This is a genomic window from Candidatus Manganitrophus morganii (assembly GCA_021651055.1).
GTDB lineage: Bacteria > Nitrospirota > Nitrospiria > SBBL01 > Manganitrophaceae > Manganitrophus > Manganitrophus morganii.
The window spans coordinates 869216-893165 of record JAJHOH010000001.1 but is presented as its reverse complement, the minus strand read 5'-3'; the positions used below and the strand labels follow the sequence as shown (position 1 = coordinate 893165).

Below are 23950 nucleotides of genomic sequence, written 5' to 3'. Positions count from 1 at the left end.
AGACATGACCGGCCGCTTATCCATCTTGGCGGTCCCGCCGTGCCTCTTCCGCCAGCTCGACGAGAATCTGCAGCGCCTGCATCGGGGTGAGGTGGAGGGGGTCGATTTTCCGGAGGCGTTCTACGATAGGGTTGGTTTCCGCCGCGGGGGACGCAGGGGAGAGAGGAGCGGCGAAGAGATCGGGCTGCGCAGGGGGGGAGAGGGTCGGCTGCCAGGCATTTTCTTCAAGTTGTTTCAGCACCGCCTTGGCCCGATGGATGATCTCGGGGGGAAGCCCGGCGAGCCGGGCCACCTGAATGCCGTAGCTTTTGTCGGCCCCCCCTTCGACCATTCTTCTCAAGAAGATGATCTCATCGTTCCACTCTCGGACCGAGACGTGATAATTCCGAATCCCTTCGTTGGCGCCGGCCAACTGCGTCAGCTCATGGTAGTGGGTGGCGAAGAGGGTCCGCGCGCCGAGCCGTTCCGAATGGGCGTGCTCCGCGATCGCCCAGGCGATGCTCATCCCGTCGAAAGTGCTCGTCCCCCGGCCGATCTCGTCGAGGAGGATCAGGCTGCGGGAGGTGGCGTGCCGGAGGATCTGGGCCATTTCGGTCATCTCGACCATGAAGGTGCTCATCCCTTCCGAGAGGGCGTCCTGCGCCCCGACCCGCGTGAAGATCTGATCGACCACGCCGATCGTCGCCTCGCGCGCCGGAACGAAACTTCCCATCTGCGCCATCAAAACGATCAGCGCCACCTGCCGCATGTAGGTCGATTTCCCCGCCATGTTCGGGCCGGTGAGAATCAACAGGCGCTGCGAGGGGGGATCGAGCAGGGTATCGTTGGGAACGAAGCGCTCCCTCGCCCTCAACTGCTCCAGGACCGGATGCCGCCCTTCGACGATGCGGATCGTCCTCCCTTCGTTCACTGTAGGACAGACGTAGTTGTTTTGGTGCGCCACCTCCGCGAGGGCCGCCGTCAGATCGAGCAGCGCGACCTTCTTCGCCATCGACTGGACCCGACCCGCCATCAGCGAGAGGTCGTGCCGGATCTCTTCGAAGGCAGACTCCTCCATTGCCCGGATCGCCTCCTCCGCCCCGGTCAGCTTCTCTTCGATTCTTCGCAGTTCGTCGGTCGTGAATCGCTCGGCCCGGGTGAGGGTCTGCTTGCGAACGTAGTCGGGGGGAATTTTCTTCAACTGGCTCTCGCTCACCTCGATGTAATAACCGAAGACCTGGTTGTAGCGGACTTTGAGCGATTCGATCCCGGTCCGCCGCCGCTCCTGCAGCTCGACCTGGGTCAGCATCGCGCGTCCCTCTTTCTGAAAACGCCGAAGCTCGTCCAGTTGCGGAAGATACCCTTCCCGAATCACCCCTCCTTCTTTGATCGAGAGGGGGGGCTCGGGGACGATGGCGCTTTCGATGAGCCGGTGGACTTCATCGAGGTTATCCCAACTCCGGAGGGTCTCCTCCAAGAGAGGCGCCGTCGCGCCCGACAAGGCCTTGTGGATTTCCGGAAGAAGCGCGATCGACTCCTTCAGCGCCACCAGATCCCTCGGGTGAGCCGCCTTGAGGCTGATTCGTCCGATCAACCGTTCGAGGTCGGAGATCTTTTCGAGCAGATTTCGAAGGCGGGTCCGAAGCAGGAGATCGTCGTAGAACGAAGCGATCGCCTCCTGTCGTTCGATGATCTTCGCGGGGGAGAGGAGAGGACGGAGAATCCATTCCCTCAAGAGGCGTCCCCCCATGGCGGTCACCGTCCGATCGAGCAGGTGAAGCAGCGTTCCTTGGGCGCCCTCGCGCGAAGTCGGAACCAATTCCAGGTGCCGCTGCGCCAAGGGATGCAGGCGCATTTGCTCCCCGGAAGCGTGCGGCCGAAGCGAGAGGATGTTGCCGAGGGCGGTCTTTTGCGTCTCCTGAACATGGCCCAAGAGGGCGCCGGCGGCAAGGAGCGCGGGACGATCCCCGCCGAGAGCGGCGACGGAATGGATTTGAAAGTGAGATTTCAGAAGGGCTTCCGTCTGCTCGGGGATAAAGAGCGCGGGCGCCGTGTAGCGGATCGGCCATCGCCGGAAAAAGAGCGGCGCCTCTTTCCCTTCGAGGGAGGCGGGGAGGATCACCTCCCTTGGATCGATCTTCGAAAGCTCGCTTTCGATCTCGCTCCAGCCGTCGGCGGAGGCGATCCGAAAATCGCCGGTGGAAAGATCGAGATAGGCGAGCCCGAGCGACTTGGCTTTTTCCAGCGGGGAGGCGAAATCCCAGGCGACGGCGGCGACGTAGTTGTTCTCCTTGGGGGAGAGGAGCTCCGGCTCGATCAGCGTTCCGGGGGTGATCACACGGACCACCTCCCGTTTCACCAGTCCCTTTGCCAAGGCGGGGTCTTCCACCTGCTCGCAGACCGCCACCGCGAGGCCGGCCTTGATCAGCTTGGCGATATAACCGGAGGCGGCATGGTAGGGAATGCCGCAAAGCGGAACGGAGTTCTCTTTGCTTTTATCACGTGAAGTGAGGGCGATCTGGAGGATCTTCGACGCGGTCACCGCATCTTCGTAGAACATCTCATAGAAGTCGCCGACGCGGAAGAAGAGAATGGCGTCGGGGTGCCGCCGCTTGGTATCGAGGTATTGCTTCATGAGGGGGGTTACTTCAGGCATGATGAAAATCCTTAAAAGAGACCTTTCAGCCGTCAGCTTTCAGCGTTCAGCTCTAAGAAAGACCTAGAACGAATGACTTTAGGACAGCATTGATCTGTTCGCTGATTGCTGAAAGCTGAACGCTGATCGCTTTCTTTTTACCCGTCTCCCATCGCATCGTCTTGACTGTCGTCTACATCGGTCGAATAGGTCGGATGTCGGGGAGTCGTTTTCAACGCCTCCGCGCGCAGATGATCGAGGTCGGTCTCCAACACTTCGATCCGCTTGTTCAGCTTTCGTTTCTCCAGCTTCATCTTCAGCCATCCCGGAAAGGTCATCAGCACCGCGAAGAGAATCCCGACCAGAAAAGAGCCGATCACGATCAGATAAGCCGGGACAGGCGGGAAGGGCCCTCCCCCGATGAAGTGAAGCGAGATCTGCTCCTCTTGATTCATGTAGGAAAAGGTGAAGAGAAAGAAGACGACGATAATGAAGAGGATCAGTCGGAGCACGGCGGCCTCATTTGAAATGACGCTTCAATTGGCGGTAGGTTTCCTGGATGTCTTCCGGGATGACCCGCACTTCCGGGGTCACCGTCATGAAGTTGGTGTCCCCCCCCCAGCGCGGGACGATGTGGAAGTGAAGATGCTCTTCGATCCCGGCTCCCGCGGCCTTCCCGAGATTCAGCCCCATGTTGAATCCGTCCGGTTTGTGCGTTTTGCGAAGAACCTCCAGCGATTTCTTCATCAGACGCATCATCTCGGTCGTGATCGTATCGGAAAGCGCCTCCAGGGTGTTCACATGCAGATAGGGCGAGACCATCAGGTGGCCGTTGTTGTAGGGGTAGAGATTCATCATCACGAAGGCATGTTTCCCCCGCGCCAGAATTAGGTTGTCACGGTCTTTCTTCTCCCCCGGCTTATCACAGAGGATGCAGCCGGGCGTTTTCTCCCCTTTGATGTAGTCGATCCGCCAAGGCGCCCAGAGATGCTTCATCGTTTTTTCAGTTCCTCCATGATCTTCTTGAGGTCTTCCCAGACGGTTTTCTTCTCGTTCGGGTTGCGCAGGAGGTAGGCGGGGTGGAAGGTCGGAAGGAGCTTCACGCCGTGATAGTCGTGGAATTTCCCGCGCAGGGCCGAGATCTTCTGCTGCGTTTCGAGAAGGGTTTGGGCCGAGAAGGTGCCGAGGGCGCAGATGACCTTGGGGCGGATCGCCTCGATCTGCTTCAGCAAAAAGGGGCTGCACGCGGCGATTTCATCCGGCTGCGGGTTCCGGTTCTCGGGGGGGCGGCACTTGATGATGTTGGCGATGTAAACCGTTTCCCGGGAGAGCCCCATCGCCTCGATCATCTTGGTCAAAAGCTGTCCGGCCCGCCCGACGAAGGGTTGCCCCTGAGCGTCTTCATCGGCGCCGGGCGCCTCGCCGACGAACATCAACGCTGCATGGGGACTTCCCGTTCCGAAGACGATGTTCTTCCGGGTCGAGCAGAGCTTGCAGCGCCGGCAGTCGCCGATCTCGTCTCTCACCTCCGACAGGGTTCTTGCCGGGGTCGCCGCGGAGGCGATCGGGAAAAGCGCGCTCGGCGCTTCGGCGGCAAGGAGCGATTGCTCCGCCGGTTCGTAGGGTTTTGATTTATTTTGATTTGGCATCTGTTGGGTTCCTTCATCCACTTTTATTGTGGGCGCCGGCGAAATATTCCAGGCATCGATCCCTTCCTGGCGATACCAGGAGAGCCGGGCCTTCATCTCGCGCGCAATCGCCGCTAGTTCTTCCCGTCGAGGATCTTCCACCGGCGCGCCTCCCGAATTTTACGAAGCCATTCTTGATAATGCGATCCCGATGCGGAGAGGTGGAGCTCCCGCTGATCCTCTCCTGCATACTGAAAGGTGATCGTCAGCCGGGCAGGGGGGAGAACCTCCAGCCCTTTGTCGGCCCATTCGACGGCGGCGACACCCTCTCCCTCCAGGAATTCTTCCAGGCCGAGCGCCTCCATTTCGGCCGCCTTTTCCATTCGATAAAGATCGATGTGATAGAGCGGAAGCCGTCCTTCGTAACACTGCATCAGGATGAAGGTCGGGCTGGTGATGTAGCGCTCGGCGACCTCCAGCCCCTTCGCCAGTCCCTGAACGAAGCGGGTCTTCCCGGCCCCCAACGGCCCGATGAGGGCGAGGACTTCGCCGCCGGTCGCTTCTCTTCCGATCCACTCCCCCAGGGCGAAGGTCGCCTCGCTGGAATCGCTGTAGAGGGAGAGGCTCTCTTCGGGACGATCCTGGGCGGCCGGAGGAACCATCGACCCCTTCTTTCCTAAGCCGGGATGAAGCATCGCTCCATCGCCTTGGCTAAATTTTTGAGCGTTTCGACGTTGCGCACGATATGGGAAGGCTCCGTATCGGCCGGGCCGTCGTACGGCTTCCCCACCACCAGGGCGTCGGGACCGAGCTGGAGGCTTGAGAACTCATCGAGGGGGGAGAGGAATTCTTTGATGCCGGCCTTCTCGAAGATCTCCCGGGCCGCTTCCGGATTGAGCGATCGAAGTTGATAATTCGGCGCGGCCTCCGGTATGATTTGGCCGGCGTCTCCGGAAAAGGTCTCCTCATTCTTGATCGGTTTGAAATACTCCGCCTTGAGAAGAAGAAGATCGCACGGCAGATCGGCTTTGAGGCTGTAGATGTAGTAGAGGATATGCTGGCGGCCGACTTTAACGACCTTGAAGAAGAGGTCGAATCGTCTGCCGTCGATATCGCCGGTGAAGTAGGGATAAACGAGCGCGTTTTCCTGCGCGACCAAACCTTGCAGCTCGGCGGCGAGGCGGAGGAAGTTTTTCTTGATCCGTCGCTTGTCGATCCAGGAATGGACCACCATCGAAATGCCGATGACGGAGAGGATGAGGAGGAAAAAAGCGGTAATTTGGGACAGTGTCATGTAATGCCTCTTAATTTTTGTTTGTTTCCTGATGTTCTGTAGGGGCGTATTGCAATACGCCCCTACGGCGGTAAGACGCCGGAATTACGTTTCACATAATTTTGGATCGCCTCCGGAATCTTCTGAATCAAATCGGAGGCGATCAGGCCGATCTCCCCGCGGTCGGCGGCGGCGAGATCGCCGGCCGTGCCATGAAGCGCCACCCCTCCGGCGGCGGCATCGACCGGGTCGATCTCCTGCGCCAGCCAGGCGCCGATCATCCCGGTGAGGGCGTCTCCGGTTCCGGCCGTCGCCATTCCCGGATTGCCGGTGTTGTTGACGCGAACGGCGCCGTCGGGGGTGGCGACGACGGTGTGCGCTCCCTTCAAGACCAGAATGGCCCCCCATTGCTCCGCGAAATGGGCCGCGACGGTGAAGCGCTCTTTTTGAATGAGATCGGTCCGCTTTCCGGTCAGACGGCTCATCTCTCCCGGATGCGGGGTCAAAATCACCGGGGCCTTCCGTTTCTTCAGCGGCGAGAGATCGCCCGCGAGGGCATTCAGGCCGTCGGCATCGACGACGATCGGAAGAGAGATCTCGGCGATCAAGGTTCGGATCAGCCGCTGCGTCTCCTCGTTTTGCGAAAGACCCGGTCCGATGGCGACGGCATCCTTCCCCCGAACCGCTTGAAGAAGACTTTTCTCCGCCGCAAGCGAGAGGGTCCCCTCCGGCGTTTCCGGAAGCGGAAGGGTCATCACCTCCATCAAATCGGCCGTCGCGAGATCGATCGATTTCGGAAGGGCGACCGTCACCAGTCCGGCGCCGCAGCGCAGCGCCGCAAGAGAAGTCATCAGCGCCGCCCCTTTTTTGCCGAACGAGCCGGCGATGACGAGAAGGTGTCCCGCCGTCCCCTTGTGCGCGCCGCGCGGGCGGGGAGGGGGGAAGCCGGCGAGCTCTTCCGGGGTGATCAGCTCGACCGGGATTTTCGCCGCCTCGATCATCGCCGGCGGGAAGCCGATGTCGATCACGGCGAGTTGGCCCCGGACCTCCAGCCCCTCCTGAAGAAAGTGGCCCCATTTCGGGAGGGCCATCGTAAAAGTGTAATCGGCCTTCACCGCGACGCCGAGGACCTCGCCGGTATCGGCCGAGATCCCGGAGGGGATATCGACCGCAACGACCTTCCGGCCCGTTCGGTTGATCAGGGTGATCGCCTTTGCGTAGTCCCCCTCGACCGGATGGGAGAGCCCGGTGCCGAGGAGGGCGTCGATGATCAGATCGCTTTCCGACAGCTCCTGCGTCAGATGGTTCCAGCGGAATGAGCCGGCCACATGAAGGACGCCGCCGGTCTGCATCCAGATGTCGAGCGACGTCTTCGCGTCCCCCCCGACCTTCTCGATCGGCGAGAAGAGGTAGACGATGACCTGCGCGCCGCGCATCCGCAGATGCCGCGCCGCCGCGATGCCGTCCCCGCCGTTGTTCCCGCGTCCCGCCAGGATGACCACCCGCTTGCCGGCGGCCGGACCGATCGTCTTCTCGATCTCGTCGACCAATCCCCGGGCCGCATTCTCCATCAGCAGGAGCGAGGGAATGGCGTAGTCGGTCGTCGCCTTCCGATCGAGTTTTTTCATCTCCTCTGCGGTCACGATTTTCATTGATTCGTCACCAAAATCACTTGCGCGATCGAATAGTCATGATCATGCGTGATGCTGGCGAAGACGTCGGCGACGTTTCGCGCGTCGGCCAGCTCGCGCGTCCGGCCCCAGAGCTTCACCTCCGGCTTGCCCGCCGGGTTGTTGATTGTTTCGATCTCACGCCATCGGGTCCCCATCCGAAGTCCCGTCCCCAGCGCTTTGAGGATCGCCTCCTTCACCGCGAACCGGGCGGAGAGGTGGACGTGGGGGGCCTTTCGATGAAGGCAATAAGCCTGCTCGGTGGGGGTGAAGACCCGGTCGAGAAAACGAGGGCCCCACCGCGCCGTCATTTCTTGAATCCGGGAGATTTTGACCAGATCGACCCCGATTCCGACAATCGTCATCGGTTCCCTTTACCCGCCCCCTCGATCTGTTCCTTCATCTCGCGGACGGCCCGCTCCATCCCGACCAAGACGGCCCGGGCGATGATGCTGTGGCCGATATTCAGCTCTTCGATCTCCGGGATCCGCGCCACGGCGGCGACATTCTGATAGTCGAGGCCGTGCCCCGCGTTGACCCCCATCCCGAGCTTGGCGGCGAGCCGGGCCGCCTCTAAAATTTGATTCAGCTCCGTCCGGCGATCTTTTCCCCGGCTGTTGGTGTACGGGCCGGTATGGATCTCGATCAGATCGGCCGAGACCTTATGCGCCTCCTTGATTTGCGCCGGATCGGGATCGATGAAGAGGGAGACCTCAATTCCGCCGTCGTGAAGGAGATCGATTGCTTTCTGCAATTCATCCCGGTTCGAGACGACGTTGAGTCCCCCCTCGGTTGTCAGCTCCTGCCGCCGCTCCGGGACAAAGGTCACCATTTCCGGTTTCACCTCAAGGGCGATCCGGACCATCTCATCCGTCGCGGCCATCTCCAGGTCAAGCTTGGTCTGAATCGTTTCCCGAAGGATTTTGAGGTCTCGATCGTGGATGTGGCGCCGATCTTCACGAAGGTGGACGACGATCCCGTCCGCCCCCCCCAGCTCCGCCAGGACCGCCGCGGCGATCGGATCGGGCTGTTTCGCCTTCCTCGCCTCGCGCACCGTCGCCACATGATCGATATTCACCCCGAGTCTCGCCAAGCGTTTCTCCTCTTTGTTGAACACGCACGCGCGTCGCATTCCTCGCAGCTTGCTGCGGGGAGCTTCAATGGGAAATTTTAGAAGAACCCCTTTAAATTCGGACCATTATTGCAGAAACGGACCAGGGGGTCAAGGGCTGAGGCGGGCGGTTTTTATCCGTTTTACGGGATGTGCGGGGGCGGGTTTCAAACCCGCCCCCTGCAGGAAATCTCAATTCAAAATCCGAAATCGCCGATCCGCAATCGTCAGGCGAGGATCGCCATCCCCGCGGGGGGGAGATCGATCCGGACCGTCGCCCGGTCCTGATCATAGAGGACCGGAACCCGTTTGTTCCGGGGAGGGTGGCGAAGCTCCGTCTCGCCCCAATCGCCCCGGTAGAGAAACGTCATCATCGAGCCGGGGGGGTGCAAGGAGGCGTCTACCGTGACATCGGCTCCGCGGGGTGCGGTTCCATGGGGGTTGAGCGCGACCAATACTTCCTGATCGAAGAGAAGGCGCGACCAGGCGGCCAGCTCCCCGGCGCCGGGGATCGAGAAGGGCTGTCCCAGAAAGGAGGTCTCGCGAAGGTACTGGCGGCCGCGCCGCAGCGCGAGGCCGGTGGGGCCGTTCTGGTTTCGGATCCGCGCGATTGCCCTGATCCGAAGGAAGGTCGGATGGTTGGGATCGAAGAAATGGCAGCCGGCGGTTCCGAATGCGCCGAAGCTCCCGCCGAACATCGCCTCGCGGATGTAGCGGTCTTCGAAACCCGAATCGATCGCCGGATCGTGGCGATCCTCCGTCCCGTCGAAGGCCTGCTCGGTGCCGTAGTAGAGGCAGGGGATGCCGAGGGTGGTGAGCTGGACCCCGACCGCATGGGCGACCTGCTCGGCCTTGTTGGGGATCGGATTGCGCGCCGCAAAGCGGTGCTTTCCATCGCGTCCGACCATGTCGTGATCGTCGAGGATCGAGATATGGTAGCGCCCGGTCTCCCGATGGCTTCCGAGGATGTCGTGGCCGCTGAACTGATTGAAGAACCGGGCCGGCTCGGTCAGCCCTTTGACCAGGGCGGTGAGATTCCGGGCCGGCTCGCCGATATCGAGGGCGGCGTCCAGATTGCGGCCGAAGATATCGAGGTAATCCCGGGCCAGCGCGGCGCCGCCGGTGACCTCGCCGACGAGGAAGAAGTTTTCTTTTCCGATCGACTCGGCATATTCGCGGATCGCCCCGCAGAAGTTCCGGGAGCCCTCGAAGCTGACATGTTTCACCGTGTCGATCCGGAAGCCGTCGCAGTCGCTCAACGCGATCCAGTATTGATAAACGCGGGCGACCGCCGAGAGGGCTTCGTTCCGGTTCAGGTTGATATCTTTGAGATCGAAGAAGTCGCCCCGGCGGAATTCATTCTCGGGATGGAGCGGATCTTCCCACGGCTCCGGATCCCACCGCCCGATCCGCCCGGCGCGGGTGTACCAATCGCTGTTTTGAAACTCCTTCGGCCAGACCCCGTCGTCGAGCGAGAGGATGTCGGGAATGCTGGCGCCGGCTCCGGATCGCCAGCCGTGCATCGGATACGGCGGCGCGTAGCGATAGGAGAGATCGCTCTTCGGCTCTCCGCCCTCATCGTAGAACCAATTGTTTCCGGAGTGGTTGTAGATGATATCGAGGAGAATGTACATCTCGCGGTCGTGGGCGGCGTCGACCAGATCCCTCAGCTCCTGAAGGGTCCCGAACCGGGGATCGACGTCGAGAAAGTTCTGAATCCCGTAGCCGTGATAGGTCTCCAGATCGGGCCGCTGGCGCCAGATCGGGCCGATCCAGAGGGTGGTGATGCCGAGCTCTTTTAAATAATCGAGTTTGCCGGCAATCCCCTTGAGGGTGCCTCCCTGGAATCGCCGTCCCGATTCTTGCCAGAGTCGCCGATCGGCGGCGGCATGTTGATCGGGATGTCTCCAATCAAATAAGGGGCGCTCTTCTTCATGCCCGTCGCTGAATCGGTCGGGGAGAAAGAAGTAAAGGGTCTGGTCGCGCCAGGTGGCGGGACTCGGCTGAACGCGGCCGCGGGGTCTAAGGTCGGCGGCCGAGAGGGTCGTGGGGGCGGATGGTTCGACGATGGTCGGCATGGGTTGTCCTCCTGGGATTGAGGTAAGTGGCTTTCTTCAGGTTAGCGAAAATGGGCGATGGAATTCAACTGTCGGTTTCGGAATGGGCTTATGTTAGAATAAAAATTAAATGGTCATCACGGAGACGGAATCATGCCGATCACCATCGGGCGAGGGCCCGAGGTTACATTCACCAATCCATTGGGATGGCTTCGCGGTTGCCACGACCGGATCGCGCACTTTCTGAAAATGCTGGCGACCGTGGCGACACGGCGGCAATGGGGGGCGCTTCACCGGGCCGATCGGGAAGCGCTCGAAGCATTTCTCCGCTACTTCCGGGAGGCGGCCCCGAAGCATACCGAAGATGAGGAACAGTCGCTCTTTCCGAGGTTGAAGGAATCAACCGCTCCGTCTGCGGTCGCGTTGCGGCCGACGCTGCATGTGCTGGCGGCGGAGCATCAGACGATCCAAAAGATCCAATCTGAGGCTGAACAGCTTGTCGAACGGTGGCTGATGGAAGGACAACTTCTCCCTCATGAAGGGAAGCGGCTGCTGGCGCTGCTTCCACCGCTGCAGGAATCGTATGAAAAGCATATGGAGGTTGAGGATCGGGAGGTTTTTTCGGTCGCCGCCCGTGTCCTGACCGCATCGCAGATGGTTGCGATGGGGCGCGAGATGGCGAAGCGGCGGGGGATCGATCCCGATCTGGCAATCGCCTATCCGATGGAAGGTCCCCCCGCCGACTGAAGCAAGGCTGAAGAGGAGCGAAGCGAATGTCCCAAAAGCCCCTTGTGTTGTATCATGCCGGATGCGCGGACGGTTTTTCCGCCGCCTGGGTGGTGCATCAACTCGGAATCGATGCCGAGTTTCGTCCGGTCGACTATGAGCATGGCCCCCCCGACGCCACGGGGCGCGACGTGATGATCTTCGATTTCGCCTACCCGCGCGAAGCGCTTCTGGCGATGAAGGAAAGGGCCGCTTCGCTCGTCGTCCTCGATCACCATAAAACCCACGCGGAAGTTCTCTCCGATCTGCCGTTCTGCCGGTTCGATATGGAGAAATCGGGGGGACAGATGGCGTGGGAATATTTTAAGAAGGAGGAGCCCCCTCCCTGGCTGGTTGCCTACACGGAAGATCGCGATCTCTGGCGATGGGACCTCCCCCATTCCCGCGAAGTAAACGCGGCGCTCCGCTCTTACCCGAGAAAGCTCGACGTTTGGGACGCGCTCGCAAAACGGGACGTGCTCGAATTGGTGGCGGAGGGAAAGGCGATCGCCCGCTACGAGGACCAGCTGGTCCGGGCGCTCGTCCGGCTGGCGCGGGAAATCGAATTCGACGGCCACAAGGTCCTCGCGGTCAATACCTCCGCCCTTCTTTCGGAAGTGGCGGGGAAGCTGGCGGAGGGCCGCCCCTTCGGGATCGCCTGGTTTACCCGCGCCGACGGAAAACGATCGGTCGCCCTTCGCTCCCGCGAGGGGGGAATCGACGTTTCGGAGATCGCCAAGCGCCACGGCGGCGGGGGGCATCGGAACGCGTCCGGCTTTATCGCCGAGGCGAAGGGGTTTGATTATTGATCGTCGAACGCAAACGATCGTGAGATCGGCCGTCCTTCCTCCAGAAAAATCAGCTTCAACTGAACCCTCTCCTTGCTCCACTCCATCAAACCGATCGATCGCTTCAGCGAGAACCGCTTCGGTCCGGCGCCGCCCGGATTGAAGTAGATCATCCCGTCCTTTTGTTCGATGATTCCCTTGTGGCTGTGGCCGGAGATCACCAGATCGGGATCGGCCCCTTTCAGCCGCTCTTTCATTTCACCGGCCGGCTTCCAATAATCTTTGACATTGTGAATCAGAAGGATTTCTCTTCCGTCGAGCTCGATCCGATCCATATCGGGGAGGCGTTCGAGCGGTGTGCCGAGATCATTGTTTCCCCGAATCGCCGTCACCGGCGCGATCTTCTCCAGGGCGGAGAGGACCTCCTTGCTTCCGATATCACCGGCGTGAAGAATTCGGTCGACCTTTTCGAAATGCTTCAGCACCGCCGGATCAAGCCGGCCATGTGTGTCGGAAAGAATGCCGAATCGGGTCATCGCCGCCCCGCTATAAAGCCCGGAAGGGATCGAGCGGTTCCAGCCCGTCGATTTTCCAGCTCCCCTCCTCGAAAACCATCCGGTATTCGACCGTCGCGAGCCGGGCGTTTGCCCCGGCGACATCGACTTCCAGCACGGCGCGGTTGTCGCCCGGGTGGAAATGAAGCCTTCGGAAGAGGACCTGCGCCGGCCGGGCGACCTCCTTAAAGCGGGCGCGAATCCTCGCCTCAAAGAGGTCCCGCGGGAATTCCTTTCGGAAGGCCTTGGAGACAAAGGTATAGGCGCCGCTGTAGTCGTCCCGCTTAAAGGCGTCGAGTTGTTGCCGGACGACCGACGCGATCTGCGCCAGCGTTTCCTTCCGGTCGGCCGGGTCGGTGAGAGAGGTCCCACTGCTCGATCGGTGAAGGGGGGGGCCGCCGGCGGTACAGCCGAGGAGGAGAAAGAGGAACATCATTATCCCGGGAAGGATCAGGGTTCTTATCCCCACCCGATCGGCCCCCTTGCCCGAAGGGTGATGAGGGTGATGCCGTCCACCCGCCATCCTTCCTCCTCCCGGATCATTTGATATTCCGCCGTGACTTTTTTGTGGTTGAACCCGGTGATCTCGACCCGGGCGGTTGCCTGGGCGGGATCGGGGGAAAAGTGGATCCCTCCGAACGAGACGATGAGCGATTTGGTGATCTCCGGATACTCGGCGCGGACCATTTGCGCATACTGGTCCGGCGAGAATCGCTCTTTTATTTTTTTAGAGGTGAGGCGGTATGCTTCTTCATAGTCGTTGAATGTGAATGCGTCGAGCTGCTGCCGGATGACCGACGCGATCTCTTGTTCTTCGGGGGAGGGATCGGGGGCTTGAATGGGACGTGTTGAGGGACGCAAGGTGAGGAGGGTAAACCAGAGGATCAGGCTGGGGATCATGGCGGGCCTCCGAAGAAGAGGGTTTCTGCCGATCGGATGATAACATGAGAAGTGAAGGAGAACCTAGATGTTAAATCCAAAGGGTCACCGCGCAGCCTCTTCGATTTCAGTTTTCTACCAGGCGTACGCTTCCGGCGCCTCTCCCCGGGGGCCGGGCCAGATTTTATCCAACTGCCGGAGGAGCTGTTCGTCGAGGGTGATCTCGAGCGCGCGGAGGCTGTCGGCCAGCTGCGCCAGGGTCCGGGGGCCGATGATCGGGGCGGTAACGACCGGATTGGAGAGGACCCAGGCGAGGGCGACCGTCGACGGCGATTCGCCGATCCGTTTGCAGAGATCTTCATACTGCGTCAACTGGGCGCGATGTTTTTCGACCTCGGACTGGAACTCCTCCGTGCTCCGCCGCCCTTCGGTCGGCTTTGCGAGGGCCCCGGCCAGGAGACCGCCGGCGAGGGGACTGTAAGGAATCAGTCCAAGGCCGTAGGCGCGGCAGACGGGGATGACTTCCAACTCGATCGTTCTTGTTTGCAAACTGTAGATGCTCTGCTCGCTGACGAGTCCCATGAAGTGGCGCCGCGCAGCGAGCTGATTTGCGGTGGCGATCTGCCAGGCGGGGAAATTGCTGCTTCCGATGTAGATCACTTTTCCCTGCTGCACCAAGATCTCCATCGCCTGCCAGATCTCTTCCCAAGGGGTTTCCGGGTCGATGTGATGCATTTGGTAGAGATCGATGTGGTCGGTCTGCAGCCGCCGCAGGCTCTCCTCGCAGGCCCGCCGGATGTGATAGGCGGAAAGACGCCGCTCGTTCTCCAACTCCCCCATCCGGCCGTAGACCTTCGTCGCCAGGATAATCTGGTCGCGGCGGCCCCCCCCTTGCGCCAGCCACCGGCCGATGATCTGCTCCGTCCACCCTTCGCCGCGCTTCCAACCGTAAACGTTGGCGGTATCAAAAAAATTGATCCCGAGCTCCAACGCCTTGTCCATGATGGCGAAGCTTTCCTTCTCGCTCGTCTCCGGTCCGAAGTTCATCGTGCCGAGGCAAAGACGGCTGACCTTGAGCCCGGTTCGTCCCAACCCAACATAGTCCATTCGCGCATCTCCTTCACAAGCCGTGGTAGAGGCAGAGTCACAAGGTCTCTTAAAGACGTGTCCCTTGCAAATTAACTTATTTCCCTCAAGAGTGCAAGCACGACTTCAAATGAAGATTGGGTGTTCAATAGCGAGGCCGGTGCAAGATGCACCGGCCTCTATTTATTTTTATTGTTTTGCAGCGTTTCTATTTTGAGTTGTTGTCGGGTTGTTTCGAGCCGTTGCCGTTTTTCCCCGCCTCGGCCCCCCCTTTGTCGCTGCTGGCCGGCGGGCAGGGAACGTGTTCGGCGTCGATCTCTTCATTGGAATTTTTGGTGAGCGGACTGTCATTCCCCACCGCTTGATCTCGTCGGCCGAGATTCGCTGTCCCATCCAACCCCGCCGCCTGGTCCCGGCTCGACGGCAATTCCCCGCTTAATCCGGGCGGACACTCGGCCGCCATTTCTTGCCGGTCCCCGCTTTTCGGTTTTTCTTCGGAGGCCGCCGGGGAATTTTTCTTTTCCGAGGGTTTTTCACCCCATCCTAGATCGGCCTGAATAAAAAAGATCCCCATCACAAATACCAAAATCCAAATCCCGTGCATTTTCTTCATCACGACGTTGCTCCTCTGAGGTTGAAACCTCCCCCCGTCGCAAATACCCTATACATCCATGGTAATGTTTGAGGCGAAGGCGGGTCAAGAGAGGGCCAAAGAAGGTGTGGGGCGCCGGAATGCACAGATCTTCAATCGGATAGGTTTGAAGTCTGAGAAACGACAACGCCCACCGACGAGTGGGCGTTGTCTGCATCCTGAGCTGATTTGTTTTGAATTGGGGAATATGGATTTAAGTGCGCTATCTCCCTCGCCGCATCGGGCTCGGCGGCAGGGCATCGTAGCGTTGCTTCAGGTCGGGGTGCTCGGATAAAAACCGGCTGACCGCTTCTTTGTCCGCAAAGACCTCCGGGCTTCGCTTCTGGTACTCTGCGATCGTGAGATCATGTTTGGCGAGCACCTTCGCCACCTCCGCATTGATCTCCTCTTCCATTTTTTGCAATTCTTCCATCGAGGGGCCCCCTCCCTCCGGATCGCCGAATCGCGGCGCCCCCCGTTGGCGGAAATAATCCCGCATCGATTCCCCCAGATCGATCCGCGCCTTCACATACTTTTCGACTTCCGCCGGACTGGCCGCGGTCCCCGGTGCGGTGTCGGCGGCCGATTCGGACACCATCCACCCGATGGCGCCGATCATGAGGATGACAATCCATCTAAAATTCGCTCGAAAGTGGTTCATCGGTTTCCCTCCGTCTAAGCAACGATTCAATATTCATGACGATTTCTGATGAAAAGCTGATCGATAGTCTGCCATGGACGGGGGGAGGGTGTCAACGGTGTTCCTTGGTCTTGACCCTTTTCCCCGAGAAGCTGACATTATTCTAAAATCGAGTACACTTAAAAGGAATATTTTATGTCGGAGGGAGATCATGCTCTCCCTTGTCTTTCACCTTGTTTTTGATTGAGGGAGGTCGGAATGGGGACGGTTTGGAAGGCGTTAGCCGTTTGGCTTGCGGTTTTAATCTTCGGGTTTGTTTCTCCGGCGATGGCCGGCGTATATACCTATTCTGATGTGATGATCGGCGGACGGAGCGCCCAGATGGGCGGGGCCTACACCGGCGTCGCGGAAGACGGGTCCGCGGCCTACTTCAACCCGGCGGGGCTGGGCCAGATCACGACCCCCAGCATGTCGATCTCCGCCAACGGCCTCGATATCCAGACGTACACCCTTGAAAAGCGCCTCTTCGGGCAGGATCTCACCTTCCGATCGAACGCATTTTATCCTTCCGCCTGGTCGGTCGTCCAGTCGTTGGGGGAGTATCGGCTTGCTTTTTCCGCAATCGTCCCGAGCAACCTTGATGTGATCTCAACGACGAACTTCAGAAATGTGGAACTGTTGCCGGGCCAGTTCTTCGATGTCGGATTGATTGATTCCAGAATCAAAGACCGTGTTTATCTCATCGGCCCGTCGCTGGCGTACCGGATCACGCCGACCTTGATGGTCGGTGCAACCCTCTATTATTGGTATGGTGAAGCCCTTCGAGAGACGACCCTCTTTTTCGGTGGAGCGAGCGGGCAGAGCCAGGTAGGGCAGTTCAGCCGGACAAGCACGACGACGCACGGTCTGCTGGGGCAGATCGGTTTTTTAGCAAAGCCTTCCGAACGCTACGCGGTCGGCCTGCTCCTGCGTGCGCCGGTTCCTCTGAGCCAGACGGTCAAAACGGACAATCAGGAATATTCGTTTGACGCGACATCCGGTATTTTTACGAACAGTTTTTCACAAAGCGAAACAAGCCAGTCGGCCCGGCGCCCGCCCGGCGCCACCCTCGGTCTGGCGCTTCATCCGTCCTTAGGCCGGACATTCTCCTTTGATCTCTCCTACTATGGTTCCGCCGGTTATTCTGTTTCATCGAGGCAGATCGACATCCGCCCGGTTTGGAATGCGGCGTTCGGGTTTGAAGAGGTGATCCGGCCGAAATTCCCGATCCGGTTCGGCCTCTATACGAATCGAAGCGCCGCGCCCCGTCTGAATGATCGTCCAACGGTGCAGGATGACCGGGTCGATTCGTACGGGGCTACCCTCGGCGCCGGCTACATCGATGAACTTTCTACGTTCGATGTGGGGATGCGCTACGCGCTGGGGAAGGGAAAGACCAAAGATGCAACCACCGGAGAGCACTTTGACGTGAAATCCCAGGTGCTGACCTTTTTTGTCTCCGGCAGCGTTCTTTTCTGAGGGTCGGTTAATTCGAACCCCGGTTGATCCACTTTCGGATTTTTTCTTCGTTTTGGGCGGAGAGATTGAGGAACGAGACGCCGGCGCCGATGCCGGGATGGATGTAGAGGACGCGGGCGCGGACGCGGATTTCGTCCGGGTCGGCGTCGGCCAGTTTGAAGCGAAGCTCGAATTCGGCTCCGGTCTGAAAATCGGCCACCATTTCGATGTACATCCCGCCGACGCTCAGGTCCGTGGTGCGCCGCTTCCCAACACCGACAATGTCGATATCTGTAATGAAGGGGACCCGTTTTGATGCGCGCTGGTCATCCGCCATGGCGGCCTTCCTACACTAAAGGTGAATCCAGATAGGGGATGGACGGGAAGAAGATTAGCAAATGTTCCCTAAGGCGTCAAGGTAAAAGTGGACGAAATTACTCCGCGTTTTCATTCTGCAGAAATTGCATTCGTCCTGTTGTTTCGTTTATGATGAATTTGTTTTGCGGTTCATTCAGGGTACATACGGGACAGGGAGCGCGTGCTAGGATGATTCGAAATCGGAGGGTGTGGAAAGCGGTCATCGGCGCGGTTCTCTCTTTTTTCCTCCTTTCCGGACCGGCCCTGGCGGAAGAGGAGGGACGGAAGAAGTTCGATCTCTCGGCCGCTTTTCGGTACAGTCTCCCGATCGGAGAGGAAGAGCCGGGATTGGATTGGTCGGACCTCTATGAGGAGGGCTCCGTGGGGGCGCTCGAATTGAGCTATCGCGCCACCCGTCGCGTCGCCGTCTACGTTGGAGGGGCCTACCATCTCTACCGGGCGAAAGAGATTTCGCTGGAGACCCCCGCGGGGACCGTCAACGGGCGGTTTAACGATCAGGAGCTGCTCTCGGTTTATCTAGGGGTGAAGGGATATCTTTTCGGTCCGGCCCTTCCACAAGAGGCGGCCGGCATCGATCCCTACCTGCGAGCCGATGTCGGCTTCACCCAATTCAACGGGGCGGACTTCAACGCCGAACCGATCGCCGATCGGAGCCGGAAGTTCGCCTTCTCCTTCGGCGTCGGAGCTGATGTCCTCACCTACACGAATGTTCTCCTCTTCTTCGAGATAAAATATGAGGATCACGGTATTCCCGACGCAGCGGGGGAGTCGTTCCGCGCAATGCCGATTTCGGTGGGCGTTCGGTATTTGATGTAGAACCGGTTCTGTTTCTTCATCCCAAAATTGACTTTCTCTCCGCATCGCAGTATCATGCCGTGGTTTCCTGCCTGCCGGGTCGCGCTTCGGACTTGATTTGTTCCGCGGAGAAGGGTGATGCTCAAGCTGATGGCCTCGATCTTTATCCCTCTGATGGCGCTGCATCTATCCCCCGTTTCCATCCTGGAGCCTCCCAGCCCTGTTATTTCCGATCTCGATATCTCTCCCGCGTCCGGCCCCGCCGGGAGCATCTACACGATCTCGCTTCGGATCGCGAGCCAGGGCGGTATTGTTCCGCTGCTTCATCAGGTGAGGGAGGGACGTGAAGAGCTCGACATCCCTCTTCGAGACGACGGCCTGGAAGGGGATGTGAAGAAGGGGGATGGGATCTACATCGGGCACAGCGGGGTCCCGCCTCGGGCGGCCAGGCAGACCCACCGCTTCGAGGTCTTCGTGCAAGATCACGCGGGGCGTAAAAGTAACGTGCTGGAGTATCGGTTCACGGTGTTGAAAGGGGCGGGGGTTTGAAGGGAAACTTTAATCGGAAAATGTGATCCCCGTCTTCTGTACTTCTTGATACGGCAGCAGCCACACCATCGACTCGTCGTGCAAATCAATCACCTGAATCCGGTTGCCGAACGGATCGCGGAAGTCGCAACGGAACCGCGGTTCTAGCTTGAGCCCATATTTTTTACCGACTTTTTCGCGGACTTCCGTCACCTGTTTGTCGTCCCGCACGATGAGGGCAAAATGCCGCGTCCGGTCGGGCTTTACCTCGTCGACCTCGAACATGGCCAAGAACTGATGCTCGCCGAGCTTGAAAAAAGCGTCACCCTCCCCATCATCGAGTTTTTCGAGATTGAAGACATCCTGGTAGAAAGCGATCCCCTTCTCCAAGTCATCCACTTCGATTGCAATGTGACCCAAGCCGTAGACATGCACGCTCATCTCGATCTCCTTATTTCAGTGCGGTGGCGGAATCATTTTTGAGTTAAGGACTGCTGCGGAGTCAATTTTTCCAGAAAATGCCGGGCGACCCGGTACCGAATGTAGCGGTCGAAAAATGAAGCGGTGTAGTGTCCGGCGGGGAGGACGATCCAGTCGGGCTGTCCCAATGCCTTCCAAAGTTCTCGGGCGTTCGAATGAGGGATCACCTTGTCGAAGCGGCCATTGACCATCAAGATCCGCTCCGGGTCGAGCCGCCCTGCATAGGTGAGCGGGTCGACCGGTTTCAGCGCGGTGATCGCTTCCCGTTTGAATTCCTCGGCGCTCCACCCGTTCGCGAGCATGATCCGGTCCCGAATTCTTCCTTTGACATATCCTTGTGGGGAGGCCATGATCTCGGGAAGATTTCCCCCGCCGAGGAGATAGGCCGCCGCTTCGATCTGACCGTTGGCTTCCGTAAGAAGGGTGCCGACAATCGCGCCGAGACTGATGCCAAGGAGGCCGATCCGTTTTGCATCGACGGAGGGCTGGCGAGAGAGCCAATCGACAAGCTGCGCCGCCTCCGCCACTTGCAGCCGGATCAGCTCCGCGAGGGTGTCGAGCCTCACAGCGGCGCTGCGGAGGCCGGTCAGGTAGCGCTGGCTGCTGAACTGCAAACAAATGAATCCCTTTTTGACGAGCTCTTGCGCAAAACCTGAAATGATGCGGTCGCCCCAGATGCCGGGGAGCAGGAGGATCGCCGGAAAGGGTCCATCCCCCTCCGGCTGCCAGACGCGGACCGTCATGGCGCCGAGGTGAACTTCTTCAACGAGGTAACCGTCGTCCTGATGAAAAACGGTCCGCTGAATCGCCTGGTAGGGCGGACCGGGATCTTGGAGGGAGAAGATCGGATTGGTTCTCACGCCGGGGGTCTCTCTATGTCTGTTGGGGTACTCGATACAGGCGGCCATCGATAAAAAGAGAAGCAAAAAGAGAATGGCCTGATTCAGCCGGTTCATAAGCCGGTCCTCATTGAGGACTTACACAGCGGGCGGGCGGTTCAGGGCGAGCGATGAAATGCCCATCAAAGACGACACTTTATTCTAAAATAGCGGGAGCGCGGTTTACAACTATTTAATGTGTGTTGAACGGTTGGGGCAGCCTACCGACGCTGAGGGGAAGGTTTTTTTCTCCGAGCGGTTTTCAAGGTCGCCTCCAGAATTCCGATCTTCCCATCGACCCGCGTCCGGCGGAAGCGTGAAAAGCCGGCGCGCTTCAGCCAGGCCGTCGCCTCCTGCCAGGTGTAGCAGCGGCCGCGTTCGGTGAAGAGAAGCATCATCAGGTTGAAGGAGGAGACGTCGGGGGGATGGGCCTGGTCTTTGTCGAGAAAATATTCGACGATGATGAGCCGGCCGCCCGGTTTTAAGGCCTTTTTGATTTTCTTCAAAACCCGGCGGTTTTCTTCGGGGGAGTAGATGTGGACCACATTGGAGTAGAAGATCACGTCATACGGCCCGCCGTAGTCGTCGCTGAAGAGATCCCCTCCGATGACGTCGACCTGTTCCGAGAGGTCTGCGCGCTTTGCTTCGGCAAGGGCGACTTTGACCGCCGCCGGGCGGTCGAAGATGGTGGCGTGAAGTTCGGGATATTTGACCAGCAGGGCGAAAGCGTACGAGCCGGCCCCCCCCCCGAGGTCGAGAAGGGTCCGGGCGCCGCGCAGGTCGATGGGGCGGAGGATCTTCGGGGCAAGGTAGAAGCTTCGCTCATGAAGGGCTTTGGAAAAATGTTTGCGGAAGGCCGGATTGTCGGGCGGAGGACGTTTCTTCGGCCGGCGGCCCTTTCGGACGGCGTCGGCCAGACCGATCCAGTCGTCCCAATGCTGGCCGGCGAGCCAGATGAAATTGGTGATCGATTGGATGCTGGCGGTGTCGAGGTAGGTTCGGCTAAGGGGGGTGTTACGATAGCGTTCGCCCGACTTGGCGAGGAGGCCCATCCCGGTCAGGGCGTTGAGGAGGAATTCCACCCCTTCCGGGGAGGCATCCGCCCTGCGGGCGATCTCCTTCGCCGTCGCCGGTTTCTTCCCGATATGGGTAAAGAGGTCGAGCTCCACCCCGGCGATCAGTGTGCGGGAATCGGTGAAGGCGTCGGCGGTGCGGAGGAGTTCTTCGTAGGTTCGGATCAAGGGGTGTCGCTCCGTTTGTTTTTCATTCCGAATTCCTCATTCCGCGAATATTCCTCACAGCCCCATCCTCCGTTTTAAATAAAGGTATCCCAGCGAGAGAAGGCTCATCAGGATGACGGCGGCGAGGGTGAGGATCAAGATGCGGAGTTTGGTGCGGATTTCTTTTTCGATCAATGCGTCGAACCGCCGCTCGATCTCATCGATCTTGGCGTCGACCTTCGCTTCGATCAAGAGCATCTGCTCCGCCGCGAATCGGTCCGCCTCGGTGCGGGCGTGGGAGACAAATTCATTCCGCTTCCGATCGATGTAAAGGTCGGTTTTCTCCCGGACCCTTTCCGCCATCCGCGCGGTTACAAAAGGGCTGAGGACCTTTCCGATATTGATCCAGACTTGCCATGCCATCGACGATTACCCTTTCAACAAAAGGACCGTGAGCCAGCCCTGAACAAAAAAGAGGATCACGATCAGTGACAGTTCCACCTTCAATGCGCGGGAACGAAGTTGAAGAAGCTTTAAGAAGACGATCCGTTGGACCATCCGCGGGAGCGCGCGGTACCAGGCCCTCAGTTCGATCAGGTCGTATAGAAGATAGCCGGCGAAGAGGAGCGCCACGATCCACCGAAACGCCGGATAGGGTTCAAAGATTTCCATGCTGATGACCTTTCGGAATCTGTTCCGGCTGCTATCCTAACGATTCTTTCGACAAAGATCAAGACGGAAGAGGTTGTGCGGGGATAAAAAAGATCCGCCGCCAGGGTCGCCGGCGACCCGGCGGCGGTCTGTCTTGGGAAGAGATGCTATTAGAATCGCGAGGCGGTGAGTTTGACGTCGGCCCGCTCCCACGCTTTTTCGAAACGTTTCTTCGCCGACGCCGCTTCCTTCTTTTTCCCTTGGGCTTTGCGGCTTTTCATGAGGCCGTAGAACGACCAGCCGTTGTTCGGATTTCGCTTCAGATCTTCCAGATAAACCTGCTCGGCCTCTTCCGGGCGCTCCGCCGCCAGAAAGACCGCGCCGAGATTCTGGCGGACCGGCTGATACCAGGGGGGCGGCTCCTCGTAGACGAGGCGGTCCTCGATCTCGACCGCTTCGTTGAGCGCCTTAACCGCGTCGTCGGTCCGGCCCTCACCGGCGGCGATCTCTCCGGAGAGGACTTTGGTTGCGATCTGGAGGAGCGCCTTGCCCGAGTTGATGCTGATGATCAGGTCGGGGCCGACCTCTTCGGCCAGCTTCGCCAATGAATCGAGCTCCGCTTGGGCTTCTTCCATTTTTCCGGTCGCCGCGAGGGCGCGCCCGCGGGCGTAGTGCCAGATGCCGGTGGTGTATTTAAATTCGGCCGCCGGAGCCGGCTCCTTCAAAATCTCTTCCCACTTTCCGAACCGGGTCAGGGCGAAATAGGCGGTCGGCTTGAACATCTCGAGCGGCGGGACCCCCCGCACCAATTCATCGGGGACCTTCTCCACCAGATTCCGCGCCGCTTGAATCGCCACTTCACTCCTTCCGGCCATCGCCGCCGCCGCGTAGAGAAAGTGAATGTTGTGCGGGTAGTAGGCCATCGTGTAGAAACCTTGCGCTTTCCGGTCCTGGATAAAGTTCTCATCGGCGTGGATGGCGTGGACGTTGGCCTCCTCGGCCTCTTTGTACATCCCGACCCGGATGTAGACATGGGCCGGCATGTGGACCAGATGTCCCGCCCCCGGCATCAGCTTGGCGAGGCGCTTGGCGCAGGGGAGGGCGCGTTCCGGCTCGAAGGAGGCCTCGACGGTGTGAATGTAGTAGTGGCAAGCGCCGGGATGATTCTTGTTTTTATCGAGCACCGTCTCGAGCGTTTCAACGATCTCTTTGGTATTTCCTTTCGCCTCCCCCTCGTAAGTCCAATAGTCCCACGGCTGCAAGTCCATCAGCGCCTCGGCGAAGAGGGTCGCGGCGTCGGTATCTTTCGGATATTTTTGGGCGACCTCGCGCATCGCGCCGGCGTAGGCCTGATCGCGCGCCGTGCGGCTCTCTCCCGGCTCGGCGGCGTAACGCTTCGAGAGGGCGTTGATGTAAGCCCGCTCGGCTTCCGAGACTTTCGGGGCAAGGGCGACCGCATTCTGAACCAGCTCGTGGGCCGAAGGCTCGGTCTTCGGCTCCATCGGCAGATTGATGTTCGGCCCCATCGCCAGCGCCGCCCCCCAATAACACATGGCGCAGTCGGGATCGATCCGCGCCCCTTCCATGAAGGAGACGATCGCCTCCTCATGATTGAAGGCGTAGGTGAGCCGCAAGCCCTGGTCGAAATAACGCTGGGCTTGAGGAGATTTCGTGGTGATCTTGTGGTGATGTTTTCCGAGGTTGTCGTAGAGAGGAACCGAGGCGGGTTCCGCCTCCTTCGCGAGGGAGGGAGCCGCCCAGAGCAACGCCAGAAGCAAAAGTGTTCCGTATTTCATCGTTGTTTTCTCCTTTCCGATCGAAGTGACT

At 59.5% G+C, this 23950-nt stretch carries 28 protein-coding genes; 5 read left to right on the top strand and 23 right to left on the bottom strand.

Annotation, left to right across the window (positions count from 1 at the left end):
- Nucleotides 1-16: 16 nt before the first annotated feature.
- From mutS to MCM46_04035, 10 genes are all read right to left on the bottom strand, one after another.
- The gene (mutS, locus tag MCM46_04080) at nt 17-2635 is read right to left on the bottom strand and encodes a DNA mismatch repair protein MutS (GenBank protein ID MCG3110984.1); all 2619 of its coding nucleotides are present in this window, start codon (nt 2633-2635) and stop codon (nt 17-19) included.
- A gap of 137 nt (nt 2636-2772) precedes the next feature.
- Complete coding sequence (locus MCM46_04075; protein ID MCG3110983.1) at nt 2773-3126, bottom strand: LapA family protein; 354 nt, start codon at nt 3124-3126, stop codon at nt 2773-2775.
- A 7-nt stretch (nt 3127-3133) separates the two neighbouring features.
- Entirely contained in the window at nt 3134-3610 is a 477-nt protein-coding gene (locus tag MCM46_04070) for an HIT domain-containing protein (protein MCG3110982.1), read from the bottom strand.
- Nucleotides 3607-4404, bottom strand: a complete 798-nt coding sequence (locus MCM46_04065) for a uracil-DNA glycosylase (GenBank protein ID MCG3110981.1) — start codon at nt 4402-4404, stop codon at nt 3607-3609. Before MCM46_04065 ends, MCM46_04070 begins: the two co-directional genes overlap by 4 nt.
- Nucleotides 4377-4904, bottom strand: a complete 528-nt coding sequence (gene tsaE / locus MCM46_04060; GenBank protein MCG3110980.1) for a tRNA (adenosine(37)-N6)-threonylcarbamoyltransferase complex ATPase subunit type 1 TsaE — start codon at nt 4902-4904, stop codon at nt 4377-4379. Before tsaE ends, MCM46_04065 begins: the two co-directional genes overlap by 28 nt.
- Before the next feature lie 14 nt (nt 4905-4918).
- Nucleotides 4919-5536, bottom strand: a complete 618-nt coding sequence (locus MCM46_04055; GenBank protein ID MCG3110979.1) for a hypothetical protein — start codon at nt 5534-5536, stop codon at nt 4919-4921.
- Between the two features lie 62 nt (nt 5537-5598).
- On the bottom strand, nt 5599-7167 hold the full coding sequence (locus tag MCM46_04050; GenBank protein ID MCG3110978.1) for an NAD(P)H-hydrate dehydratase: 1569 nt from the start codon (nt 7165-7167) through the stop codon (nt 5599-5601).
- Nucleotides 7164-7550, bottom strand: a complete 387-nt coding sequence (gene acpS, locus MCM46_04045; GenBank protein ID MCG3110977.1) for a holo-ACP synthase — start codon at nt 7548-7550, stop codon at nt 7164-7166. Before acpS ends, MCM46_04050 begins: the two co-directional genes overlap by 4 nt.
- Nucleotides 7547-8278 (bottom strand): pyridoxine 5'-phosphate synthase, encoded by a 732-nt coding sequence (locus tag MCM46_04040; GenBank protein ID MCG3110976.1) that lies wholly within the window; start codon nt 8276-8278, stop codon nt 7547-7549. The genes acpS and MCM46_04040 overlap by 4 nt, the downstream gene beginning before the upstream one ends.
- A 245-nt stretch (nt 8279-8523) precedes the next feature.
- On the bottom strand, nt 8524-10374 hold the full coding sequence (locus tag MCM46_04035) for an alpha-amylase family glycosyl hydrolase (GenBank protein MCG3110975.1): 1851 nt from the start codon (nt 10372-10374) through the stop codon (nt 8524-8526).
- A gap of 132 nt (nt 10375-10506) precedes the next feature.
- Here MCM46_04035 and MCM46_04030 point away from each other — a divergent pair, with 132 nt between their 5' ends.
- Both MCM46_04030 and MCM46_04025 read left to right on the top strand, forming a co-directional pair.
- Nucleotides 10507-11100, top strand: coding sequence for a hemerythrin domain-containing protein (locus MCM46_04030; GenBank protein MCG3110974.1), 594 nt, complete (start codon nt 10507-10509; stop codon nt 11098-11100).
- 26 nt (nt 11101-11126) lie between these two features.
- Nucleotides 11127-11927 carry a DHHA1 domain-containing protein gene (locus tag MCM46_04025; protein ID MCG3110973.1) on the top strand — a complete coding sequence of 267 codons (801 nt, stop codon included), beginning with the start codon at nt 11127-11129 and terminating at the stop codon, nt 11925-11927.
- Here the strand turns inward: MCM46_04025 and MCM46_04020 are convergent.
- From MCM46_04020 to MCM46_03995, 6 genes are all read right to left on the bottom strand, one after another.
- Nucleotides 11921-12442, bottom strand: coding sequence for a metallophosphatase family protein (locus MCM46_04020; protein MCG3110972.1), 522 nt, complete (start codon nt 12440-12442; stop codon nt 11921-11923). The genes MCM46_04025 and MCM46_04020 overlap by 7 nt on opposite strands.
- A gap of 10 nt (nt 12443-12452) precedes the next feature.
- Nucleotides 12453-12929 carry a DUF4864 domain-containing protein gene (locus tag MCM46_04015; GenBank protein MCG3110971.1) on the bottom strand — a complete coding sequence of 159 codons (477 nt, stop codon included), beginning with the start codon at nt 12927-12929 and terminating at the stop codon, nt 12453-12455.
- Complete coding sequence (locus MCM46_04010) at nt 12920-13360, bottom strand: DUF4864 domain-containing protein (GenBank protein ID MCG3110970.1); 441 nt, start codon at nt 13358-13360, stop codon at nt 12920-12922. Before MCM46_04010 ends, MCM46_04015 begins: the two co-directional genes overlap by 10 nt.
- Nucleotides 13361-13474: 114 nt before the next feature.
- Nucleotides 13475-14446, bottom strand: a complete 972-nt coding sequence (locus MCM46_04005) for an aldo/keto reductase (GenBank protein MCG3110969.1) — start codon at nt 14444-14446, stop codon at nt 13475-13477.
- A 187-nt stretch (nt 14447-14633) separates the two neighbouring features.
- Nucleotides 14634-15041, bottom strand: coding sequence for a hypothetical protein (locus MCM46_04000; GenBank protein MCG3110968.1), 408 nt, complete (start codon nt 15039-15041; stop codon nt 14634-14636).
- A 238-nt stretch (nt 15042-15279) separates the two neighbouring features.
- Complete coding sequence (locus MCM46_03995) at nt 15280-15717, bottom strand: hypothetical protein (protein MCG3110967.1); 438 nt, start codon at nt 15715-15717, stop codon at nt 15280-15282.
- Nucleotides 15718-15954: 237 nt separating this feature from the next.
- On the opposite strand from MCM46_03995, the gene MCM46_03990 reads away from it, so the two are divergent.
- The gene (locus MCM46_03990) at nt 15955-17214 is read left to right on the top strand and encodes an outer membrane protein transport protein (protein MCG3110966.1); all 1260 of its coding nucleotides are present in this window, start codon (nt 15955-15957) and stop codon (nt 17212-17214) included.
- 7 nt (nt 17215-17221) lie between these two features.
- Here the strand turns inward: MCM46_03990 and MCM46_03985 are convergent, their stop codons facing one another.
- Nucleotides 17222-17530, bottom strand: coding sequence for a PilZ domain-containing protein (locus MCM46_03985; GenBank protein MCG3110965.1), 309 nt, complete (start codon nt 17528-17530; stop codon nt 17222-17224).
- A gap of 209 nt (nt 17531-17739) precedes the next feature.
- Between MCM46_03985 and MCM46_03980 the strand changes: the two genes are divergently transcribed.
- Together MCM46_03980 and MCM46_03975 are read left to right on the top strand one after the other, a co-directional pair.
- Nucleotides 17740-18387 carry an outer membrane beta-barrel protein gene (locus MCM46_03980; protein MCG3110964.1) on the top strand — a complete coding sequence of 216 codons (648 nt, stop codon included), beginning with the start codon at nt 17740-17742 and terminating at the stop codon, nt 18385-18387.
- A gap of 117 nt (nt 18388-18504) precedes the next feature.
- Nucleotides 18505-18915, top strand: a complete 411-nt coding sequence (locus MCM46_03975; GenBank protein ID MCG3110963.1) for a hypothetical protein — start codon at nt 18505-18507, stop codon at nt 18913-18915.
- A gap of 9 nt (nt 18916-18924) precedes the next feature.
- Here the strand turns inward: MCM46_03975 and MCM46_03970 are convergent, their stop codons facing one another.
- The 6 genes from MCM46_03970 to MCM46_03945 form a co-directional block, all read right to left on the bottom strand.
- Entirely contained in the window at nt 18925-19335 is a 411-nt protein-coding gene (locus MCM46_03970; GenBank protein MCG3110962.1) for a VOC family protein, read from the bottom strand.
- Nucleotides 19336-19367: 32 nt separating this feature from the next.
- Nucleotides 19368-20330 (bottom strand): dienelactone hydrolase family protein, encoded by a 963-nt coding sequence (locus MCM46_03965; protein ID MCG3110961.1) that lies wholly within the window; start codon nt 20328-20330, stop codon nt 19368-19370.
- A gap of 143 nt (nt 20331-20473) precedes the next feature.
- Nucleotides 20474-21493 (bottom strand): acetylserotonin O-methyltransferase, encoded by a 1020-nt coding sequence (locus MCM46_03960; protein MCG3110960.1) that lies wholly within the window; start codon nt 21491-21493, stop codon nt 20474-20476.
- 54 nt (nt 21494-21547) lie between these two features.
- The gene (locus MCM46_03955; protein ID MCG3110959.1) at nt 21548-21895 is read right to left on the bottom strand and encodes a hypothetical protein; all 348 of its coding nucleotides are present in this window, start codon (nt 21893-21895) and stop codon (nt 21548-21550) included.
- Nucleotides 21896-21901: 6 nt separating this feature from the next.
- Entirely contained in the window at nt 21902-22144 is a 243-nt protein-coding gene (locus MCM46_03950) for a hypothetical protein (GenBank protein ID MCG3110958.1), read from the bottom strand.
- 149 nt (nt 22145-22293) lie between these two features.
- Nucleotides 22294-23919, bottom strand: a complete 1626-nt coding sequence (locus tag MCM46_03945; protein MCG3110957.1) for a hypothetical protein — start codon at nt 23917-23919, stop codon at nt 22294-22296.
- Nucleotides 23920-23950 lie beyond the last annotated feature (31 nt).